Origin of the sequence: Clostridioides sp. ZZV15-6597, from assembly GCF_020657815.1 — a bacterium.
In the GTDB taxonomy this organism is placed as follows: domain Bacteria; phylum Bacillota; class Clostridia; order Peptostreptococcales; family Peptostreptococcaceae; genus Clostridioides.
The window spans coordinates 1-2,463 of record NZ_JAGWCT010000205.1; the positions used below are offsets into that span (position 1 = coordinate 1).

The 2,463-nt window shown below is 25.1% G+C and carries 2 protein-coding genes; both read left to right on the forward strand.

Annotation, left to right across the window (positions count from 1 at the left end; translation table 11 throughout):
• Positions 1-355: 355 nt before the first annotated feature.
• Entirely contained in the window at positions 356-700 is a 345-nt protein-coding gene (locus KGF52_RS20820) for a YraN family protein (protein WP_227827166.1), read from the forward strand.
• 30 nt (positions 701-730) lie between these two features.
• Positions 731-2,314, forward strand: coding sequence for a YifB family Mg chelatase-like AAA ATPase (locus KGF52_RS20825; protein WP_227841492.1), 1,584 nt, complete (start codon positions 731-733; stop codon positions 2,312-2,314).
• Positions 2,315-2,463 lie beyond the last annotated feature (149 nt).

Sequence of the window (2,463 nt, forward strand, 5' to 3'; positions counted from 1 at the left end):
ATTCTTGTTTGATAAAGAAAAAAATCTGACTTGATTATTTATTATAATTAGAAATAATATTATTATTGTCATAATTGAATACATTGTATTTTCAGCATTGTTTAGATAACTTACAATCAATATAAATAGAGATAAATATCGTATAAAAGTAACTAATTTTTTTCTGTTCATTAAAAACATTCCTCCATAAAAATAAACTTTCCTTATGAAAACTAGAATAATATCATAAAAGAATAAAGTCAATAGAGGTATCTATTAATATTAATGAAAATAAAATCAATCTAAAAAATTTGAATAGTTAAATTGTATACTGACCATAATCAAAAAGTAAAAATCTAATGTATTGGAGTAAAAAATGAATAACAAAGAAAAAGGTGATTTTGGAGAAGAAGTAGCAATTAATTATTTATTGTCAAAAGGTGCAAAACTACTAGAAAAAAACTACAGATTAAAGATTGGAGAAGTAGATATAATAGTAAGGATGGATGATGAGATTGTATTTGTAGAAGTAAAATCAAGGTCTAATTTAAGGTATGGTTATCCTTGTGAATCTGTAAATTTCAAGAAGAGAAAAAAGATAGTTGAGATTGCTAAATACTATATCACAAAAAATAATTTACATAATATTCCCATAAGGTTTGATGTTGTAGAAGTTTATTTATCAGAAAAAAGAGTAAATCACATAATGAATGCTTTTTAAGAAAGATAAAGTTTTGGAAAGGATTATTATATGTTAAGTATTATTAATTCAAGTAATTTAATAGGAATTGAGAGTTTTCTAGTAAAGGTTGAGGTGGATACAAGTAATGGTATACCTAGCTTCAATATTGTTGGGCTTCCAAGTAAAGAAATTAAAGAGGCGAGAGAGAGAGTTAAATCAGCTATTAGCAACAGTGGATATAAATTTCCAAATACAAGAATTGTTGTAAATTTATCACCAGCAGATATAAAAAAAGAAGGTGCTTTTTTAGATTTATCAATAAGTATAGGTCTTTTAAGAGGATTAATAAAAAAGGATGAAAATTATATAAGAGAAAGTATGTTTATAGGAGAATTATCATTAGATGGAAAAATAAGAAAAGTAAGAGGTATATTACCCATAATTATAGGTGCAAAGACCCAAAATATAAAACGTATTTTTATACCAGTTGACAATATAAAAGAAAGTCTATTTATAGAAGAAATTGATATAATACCTATTAAAAGTTTAAAAGAATGTATAGGTTTTTTAAACGGAGAAATAAAAGTCGATAAAGAAAAAATAATGTCTTTTTTAAATGAAGAAATAGAAACAAATAGTAACTATACATATTGTAAATATCCTGAATTTTACGATACAAAAGAAAGCAAATATGATGAAGATTTTAATGATGTTAAAGGAAATTATTTTATAAAAAGAAGTGCAGAGATAGCTGCTGCTGGAAATCATAATATGCTTATGATTGGGCCTCCAGGCTCAGGTAAAACAATGATTGCAAAAAGAGTAATAACAATTTTACCAGATGTAAGTGTAGAAGAGATGATAGAGGTAAGTAAGGTTTATAGTGTATTGGGTATGATAGATGAAAATAAAGGCATAATTGATAAAAGACCTTTTAGGGCTCCTCATCATACGACTACAAAGCAGTCTTTAATTGGAGGAGGAACAGATGCAAGACCTGGAGAAGTAGCACTAGCACATAGGGGTATTTTGTTTTTAGATGAAATCGCTGAATTTGATAGGAAAATCCTTGAGACTTTGAGACAACCTATAGAAGATGGATATGTAAATATATCTAGAGTAAAGTACAGTACAAAATATCCTTGTAGAGTATTACTAATTGCAGCTATGAATCCATGCCCATGTGGTTATTATATGTCAAATACAGAGTGTAGATGTAGGAGTAATGAAATTAATAAATACATAAATAAAATATCAGGACCATTATTAGATAGGTTTGATATTTTTGTAGAAGTAAATACTGTAAAATATGATGATTTAAATTCATCAAAACAAGAAGAAAGTTCTCAAAAAATAAAGATAAGAGTAGAAAATGCTAGAAAAATACAAATAAATAGATTTAAAAAAGATAATATAAAAAATAATAGTGAAATTAAGGCCTCTAATTTATTAAAATATTGTAAATTAGAAAAAGAAGCTTCAAAAATGGCTAAAGTAATATTTAATAAATATAATTTAAGTAGTAGAAGTTATACAAAACTTTTAAAGATGGCAAGAACAATAGCTGATTTAGAAGGAATAGAGTTGATAAATTCACAATGTATTATAGAAGCTTTTTCATTTAGAAGAGCTTATTATAGTTATTTTAAATAAGTTTTTGAGGTGTATTTTATGGAGAAAAAAGATATCTATTTATGGTTAAAATCAATTAGTGGAATAACAACAAAAACAATTGAAATAATAGAAAATGATATAGTAAATATTGAAGATATATTTGATTTTTCTGAAAAAGAAATATATAA

Bases quoted from the DNA above. Each gene is read 5' to 3' on its own strand.
- KGF52_RS20825 (WP_227841492.1), top strand. From the start codon at position 731: ATGTTAAGTATTATTAATTCAAGTAATTTAATAGGAATTGAGAGTTTT.
- KGF52_RS20820 (WP_227827166.1), top strand. From the start codon at position 356: ATGAATAACAAAGAAAAAGGTGATTTTGGAGAAGAAGTAGCAATTAAT.